Origin of the sequence: Actinomadura roseirufa, assembly GCF_900659635.1 — a bacterium.
Taxonomy (GTDB): domain Bacteria; phylum Actinomycetota; class Actinomycetes; order Streptosporangiales; family Streptosporangiaceae; genus Spirillospora; species Spirillospora roseirufa.
This window is the reverse complement of the sequence record NZ_CAACVB010000352.1, coordinates 1-6533: the sequence shown is the minus strand read 5'-3', so window position 1 is coordinate 6533 and position 6533 is coordinate 1. Positions and strand designations below refer to the sequence as shown.

6 protein-coding genes and 1 pseudogene are annotated in these 6533 nt (G+C 75.0%); all 7 read left to right on the top strand.

Annotated elements, in window-relative coordinates; genetic code table 11:
* On the top strand, positions 1-372 hold a 372-nt coding region (locus tag E1291_RS42750; protein ID WP_207401147.1), incomplete at its 5' end, for a hypothetical protein.
* Between the two features lie 55 nt (positions 373-427).
* On the top strand, positions 428-1225 hold the full coding sequence (locus E1291_RS37525; RefSeq protein ID WP_131742801.1) for a TlyA family RNA methyltransferase: 798 nt from the start codon (positions 428-430) through the stop codon (positions 1223-1225).
* A 67-nt stretch (positions 1226-1292) separates the two neighbouring features.
* Positions 1293-2240, top strand: a complete 948-nt coding sequence (locus tag E1291_RS37520; protein ID WP_131742800.1) for an NAD kinase — start codon at positions 1293-1295, stop codon at positions 2238-2240.
* A gap of 58 nt (positions 2241-2298) precedes the next feature.
* On the top strand, positions 2299-4005 hold the full coding sequence (recN, locus tag E1291_RS37515; RefSeq protein WP_131742799.1) for a DNA repair protein RecN: 1707 nt from the start codon (positions 2299-2301) through the stop codon (positions 4003-4005).
* Between the two features lie 179 nt (positions 4006-4184).
* Entirely contained in the window at positions 4185-5357 is a 1173-nt protein-coding gene (gene steA, locus E1291_RS37510; RefSeq protein ID WP_370771106.1) for a putative cytokinetic ring protein SteA, read from the top strand.
* Complete coding sequence (locus E1291_RS37505) at positions 5354-6310, top strand: copper transporter (RefSeq protein WP_131742797.1); 957 nt, start codon at positions 5354-5356, stop codon at positions 6308-6310. The genes steA and E1291_RS37505 overlap by 4 nt, the downstream gene beginning before the upstream one ends.
* Before the next feature lie 4 nt (positions 6311-6314).
* Positions 6315-6533 (top strand): annotated as a pseudogene (locus E1291_RS37500) (hypothetical protein); the annotation flags it as partial.

Genomic DNA, 6533 nt, shown 5'->3' with positions numbered 1-6533 from the left:
GAGCCCGCGCAGGCCGGGCCGCCGGACGCGGGGATCGTGAACGCCGGGGAGCCCGGAGAGCCCGCGGAGGAGGGCGAGCCGGACCTTCCGGCCGCGCCGCCGCCCGAGCCCACCGGCGACCCCCGGGTGGACGCCGCCCTCGCCCGCCTCGGCGACCTGGCCGGCCGGTCCGTCGCCGATCACGTGGAGGTCTTCGAGGACGTCCACCAGCGTCTCCAGGAGATCCTCGCCTCCGCCGGGCAGGACGACGCGGCCCCGCCACCGGCCGTCTCGCCGGCCCCTTCCGGAGGCCCCGCGCCGGGTCCGCGGCCTCCGGGCCAGGGTGCCAGGCCGGCGTTCCCCGCCGCGCTCCGTCCGGGCGGCGGCGCGTGACCCGCCCGGTGATCGGCGGCACGATCTCACGGGGCGTCCCGCCGGAGGGCCGCCGATGAGGCGGCGCCTGGACGCGGAGCTGGTGCGGCGCAAGCTCGCGCGGTCCCGCGAGCACGCCTCCCAGCTCATCGGCGACGGGCGGGTGCGGGTCGGCGGGCAGCGGGCGGGCAAGGCGGCCACGCAGGTCGACGCCGGCGCCGCGATCGTCGTCGACGAGGCCGGCGCGGGCCCCGAGTACGTCTCGCGCGGCGGCCACAAGCTCGCCGGCGCGCTCGCCGCGTTCGCCGGGCTGGACGTGCGGGGCCGCCGCTGCCTCGACGCGGGCGCCTCCACCGGCGGGTTCACCGACGTCCTGCTCCGCGCCGGCGCCGCGCACGTGCACGCGGTCGACGTCGGCTACGGGCAGATCGCCTGGTCGCTGCGCACTGACGAGCGCGTCACGGTGCTGGAGCGGGTCAACATCCGCGACCTGGAGCCCGCCATGCTCGGGGCGCCGCCGCCGGACCTCGTCGTCGGTGACCTGTCGTTCATCTCGCTGAAGCTCGTCCTCGGGCCGGTGCGACGGTGCGTCGCGCCGGGCGCCGACTACGCCGTCATGGTGAAGCCGCAGTTCGAGGTCGGCAAGGACCGGGTCGGCGCGGGCGGCGTCGTCCGCGACCCGGAACTGCGCGCCGGCGCCGTGCGCGGCGTCGCCGACCACGCCGCCGCGCTCGGGCTCGGCGTGCTCGGCGTGACCGCGAGCCCGCTGCCGGGCCCCTCCGGCAACGTGGAGTACTTCCTGTGGCTGCGCGCCGGCGCCCCCGAGCTCGACGACGCCGACCTTGCCAAGGCCATCGAGGAGGGGCCCCGATGAGCGCCCGCCGAACGTTCGTCCAGTGCGCGGTGGTCCACCGCGGCGTGCCGGGAAGTGGAGCGAGACTATGAGCAAGAGGTCGGTGCTGGTCGTGGCGCACACCGGACGGCCCGAGGCGGTCCGCAGCGCGCAGCTGGTCACCGAGCGGCTCACCGCGGCCGGGATCGCCGTCCGTGTGCTGCCCGGGGAGGCCGACGACATCGGCTGCGCCGGCGTCCACGTCATGCCCGGCGCCGCCGCGGCCGCCGAGGACGCCGAGGTCGTCATGGTCCTCGGCGGCGACGGGACCCTGCTGCGCGCCGCCGATCTCACCCGCGGGTCCGGCACGCCGCTGCTCGGCGTCAACCTCGGGCACGTCGGGTTCCTCGCCGAGGCCGAGCGGGACGACCTGGCCGCCACCGTCGACCGGGTCGTCGAGCGCCGCTACGACGTGGAGGAGCGGATGACGGTCGACGTCACCGCCCGCCGCAACGGCGAGGTCCTCGGCACCACCTGGGCGCTGAACGAGGCCAGCATCGAGAAGGCCGAGCGGGAGCGGATGCTGGAGGTCGTCGCCGAGATCGACGGCCGCCCCCTGTCGAACTGGGGCTGCGACGGTGTGGTGTGCGCCACGCCGACCGGCTCCACCGCGTACGCGTTCTCCGCCGGCGGCCCGGTCGTGTGGCCGGAGGTCGAGGCGATGCTCGTCGTGCCGATCAGCGCGCACTCGCTGTTCGCCCGGCCGCTGGTCGTCTCGCCGCGGTCGCTGGTGGCGGTCGAGGTGCTGGCCGACGGGCCGCGCGCCGTCCTGTGGTGCGACGGGCGCCGCACCCTCGACCTGCCGCCGGGCGCCCGGGTCGAGGTCCGCCGCGGCGCCGAGCCCGTGCGGCTCGCGCGGCTGCACCTCACCCCGTTCACCGATCGTCTGGTCACCAAGTTCGGGCTGCCCGTGACGGGCTGGCGCGGGCGGGTCCGGCAGCCCGCGCACCCCTCACCGCCCGCGGACGGGGGAGCGCCGGACGGCCAGAGGGGATAATCTCCACAGGCGCTGATCGGGGATCTGTTTGCGGAGGGTTGTGACGCTGGTGCGTCCGATGGTCGATGAGGTGCGGATCCAGGGCCTCGGCGTGATCGACGAGGCCGTGCTCGATCTGTCGCCGGGGTTCAACGTCGTGACCGGCGAGACCGGGGCGGGCAAGACCATGGTGGTCACCAGCCTCGGGCTGATGTTCGGCGGGCGCGCCGACCCGCAGCGGGTCCGGCCGGGCGCCGGCCGCGCCACCGTGGAGGGCCGCATCGTCGTCGACGCGGGCGGCCGGGTCGTGGAGCGGGTCGAGGAGGCCGGCGGCGAACTGGACGACGGCGCGCTGATCGTCACCCGGTCGGTGTCGGCGGAGGGCCGCTCCCGCGCCTTCCTCGGCGGGCGGTCCGTCCCGGTGAGCCTGCTGATCAACCTGGCCGACGACCTGGTCGCCGTGCACGGGCAGTCCGACCAGCAGCGGCTTCTGCAGGCGGGCAGGCAGCGCGCGGCCCTCGACCGGTACGCGGGCGGCGCGCTGACCAAGCCGATGCGCGCCTACACCAAGGCGTACCAGCGGCACCGCCAGGTCACCGCGCTGCTGGAGGAGCTGACCACCCGTGCGCGCGAGCGCGCGCAGGAGGCCGAGGTGCTGCGCTTCGGCCTGGAGGAGATCGAGAAGGCCGACCCCAAGGAGGACGAGGACACCGCCCTCGCCGCCGAGGAGGAGCGGCTCGGGCACGCCGACGCGCTGCGCGGCGCCGCCGACGCCGCGCACGAGGCGCTGCTCGGCGACCCCGCCGCCGCGTTCGAGGCCGCGAACGTGGTGGGCCTGCTCGGCACGGCCCGCAACGCGCTGGAGGCCGTCCGCGACCACGACCCCGAGCTGGCCGGGCTCGCCGACCGGCTCGCCGAGGCCGGGTACCTCGTCTCCGACGTCGGCACCGACCTCGCCTCCTACGCCGAGTCCGTCGACGCCGACCCGGCGCGGCTGGCCGTGGTCCAGGAGCGGCGCGCCGAGCTGACCGCCCTCACCCGCAAGTACGGCGGGACGGAGGCGACGCTCGCCGAGGTGGGGGAGTGGTCGCGGCGCTCGGCCGCGCGGCTCACCGAGCTCGAGGGTGACGACGAACGCATCGAGGAGCTGCGCGCCGAGCACGCCGAGCTGACCGAGCGGCTCGCCGCCGAGGCCGCCGAGCTGACCGCGGTGCGCGGCCGGGCCGCCGAGCGCTTCTCGGCCGCCGTCACCGAGGAGTTGACCGCGCTGGCGATGCCGCACGCCCGGATCGAGGTGACCGTCGACCCGTCCGGCGACTACGGCCCGCACGGCGTCGACGAGGTGGAGGTGCGGCTGGCGCCGCACCCCGGCTCGCAGCCGCTGCCCCTGCACAAGGGCGCCTCGGGCGGCGAGCTGTCCCGGGTCATGCTGGCGATCGAGGTCGTGTTCGCCGGTGCCGACCCGGTGCCGACGTTCGTGTTCGACGAGGTGGACGCGGGCGTCGGCGGCAAGGCCGCGGTGGAGATCGGGCGGCGGCTCGCCCGGCTCGCGCGCAACGCCCAGGTGATCGTCGTCACACACCTGCCGCAGGTGGCCGCGTTCGCCGACCAGCACCTGCTGGTCGAGAAGTCCGACGACGGCACCGTCACGCGCAGCGGCGTCACCGCGCTGGACCGGGAGGGCCGGATCCGGGAGCTGTCGCGGATGCTCGCCGGCCTGGAGGACTCCGAGCTCGGCCGGGCGCACGCCGAGGAGCTGCTGGCGATGGCGGCCGAGGAACGCTGATCGGGCGAAGGGGGATCGGGGGGCGTGAAAACTACAGAGGGTGCGCGAACGGACACGCCTCACCGTCCGTCCCTGCCGATGTTGACGCGCGTGCTCTGGCAGGATGGCAGGCGATGAACGAGCCGTCTCCCACCACCGAGCGACGCGTCCGGCTGGCCCAGCGGCTGCCGCGGCGCGTGCTGGCGCTCGGCCGGGGCCGCGACGACGGCCGGCAGGGGATCAGCGCCGTCGCCCGGCTCGACCGCCGCACCAAGGACCTCACCAAGCGCCTGCAGCCCGGCGAGGTCGCCGTGATCGACCACGTCGACCTCGACCGCGTGTCGGCGGAGGCCCTGGTGTCCTGCGCGGTCGGCGCCGTGGTGAACGTGGCGCCGAGCATCTCGGGCCGCTACCCCAACCTCGGCCCGCAGATCCTCGTCGAGGCCGGGATCCCGCTCCTGGACGACGTCGGCCCGGAGATCTTCACCAGGCTGGCCGAGGGCGACCACGTCCGGGTGGAGGACTCCACCGTCTACCGGGGCGAGGAGGTCGTCGCCAAGGGCACCGCGCAGACCGCCGAGTCCGTCGAGACGGCGCTGACCGAGGCCAAGGCGGGCCTGGCCAGCCAGCTCGAGGCGTTCGTCGCCAACACGATGGAGTACGTCAAGCGCGAGCGCGACCTGCTCATCGACGGCGTCGGCGTTCCCGAGGTGACCACCAAGATCGCCGGGCGGCACGCCCTGATCGTGGTGCGCGGCTACCACTACCGCGAGGACATCGCCACCCTGCGGCCCTACATCCGCGAGTACCGCCCGGTACTGATCGGCGTGGACGGCGGAGCCGACGCCCTGCTGGAGGCCGGCTACCGCCCCGACATGATCGTCGGGGACATGGACTCGGTCTCCGACGACGCGCTGACCTGCGGCGCGGAGATCGTCGTGCACGCCTACCGGGACGGCCGGGCGCCCGGGCTCAAGCGGGTGCACGAGCTCGGCACCGAGGCGGTGGTGTTCCCCGCCACCGCCACCAGCGAGGACATCGCGATGCTGCTCGCCGACGACAAGGGCGCCACGCTCATCGTCGCGGTCGGCACGCACGCCAACATGGTGGAGTTCCTCGACAAGGGCCGGGCCGGCATGGCCAGCACGTTCCTGACCCGGCTGCGCGTCGGCAGCAAGCTCGTCGACGCCAAGGGCGTCAGCCGGCTCTACCGCAGCCGCATCTCCGCCTGGTCGCTGCTGTTCCTCGTCCTCGGCGCGTTCGTCGCCATCGTCACCGCCGTCGCCATGTCCCCGGCGGGGGACGTCATCAGTCCCCTGCTCGCCGACCGCTGGCACGCCTTCGTCTTCTGGCTGACCGGACTCTTCACGTGATCGATTTCCGCTACCACCTCGTCTCCATCGTCGCGATCTTCCTGGCGCTGGCGCTCGGCATCGTGCTGGGCTCCACCACGCTGTCGGACTCGGTGAGCGACACCCTGCGCCAGCAGGCCAACTCCGCCGCCAAGACCGCCCAGCAGGCGCGGATCGCCCAGCGGCAGATGCAGCACCAGCTCGGCGGCGACGAGCAGTTCGGCGCGGTGCTGTCGGAGCAGATCGTCGCGGACCGGCTCAAGGGCCAGTCCGTGGTGCTGTTCGAGACGCCCGGCGCCGGCAACGACGGCATCGAGCGGGTCAGCGAGCTGGCCAAGAACGCCGGGGCCACCGTCACCGGCCGCGTCACCCTCCAGAAGAAGCTCCTGGACGAGGACCAGCGCGCCACCGTGGAGGAGCTGGCCACCCAGCTGAAGACCGACGCCGTCCAGTTCCCCGGCGACGCGGGCCCCTACGCCAAGGCGGGCGCGGTGCTGGCCAGCGCCCTGGTCACCAAGGACCCCGCCAAGACCGGCCGCGAGGACGCCACCGGCGGCGCCGTGCTGAACGGCTTCAAGCAGGCCGGGTACATCACCGCCAGCGGCAAGCCCGGCCAGCACGCCACCCTCGCGATCATGGTGGCCCCGTCCAACCCGTACACCTACGACGGCGGGGCCGACGCCAACAAGGCGCTGATCTCGCTGGCCGCCGCCATGGACGCGGCGAATCGCGGTACGGTCGTCGGTGGTCCCGCGACCTCCGCTCAGGAGGGCGGGCTGATCGCGGCGCTGCGCGACTCCGACACCGGCGACTCGGTGTCCACGGTCGACACGGTGGACACCTCGCTCGGGCAGATCGTGACGATCCTGGCGCTGCAGAACGAGATGAGCGGCAAGTCCGGACGATACGGGACGGGCGCCGGCGTGAGCGGCTACCTGCCCTCGCCCGCGCCCACGGCGGGGAAGAACGGGTGACCTGATGAACCGACGCATCGCCTCGGGCCCGGCGCGGCCCGCGCGGCTGCTGGCGGGCACGGTGCTGGGCGCCGTGGCGGCGCGCGCCGCCTACACGGCGCTGACGCGGCGCCCCCCTGGACTGAACGGCCTGCCGGGCGACGAGGTGTGGGGCCGCACCAACCACAGGGGCGAGCCGGTCACGCTGCTGGAGGGCCCCGCCTTCGTGGCGGGGGCCGCCGCG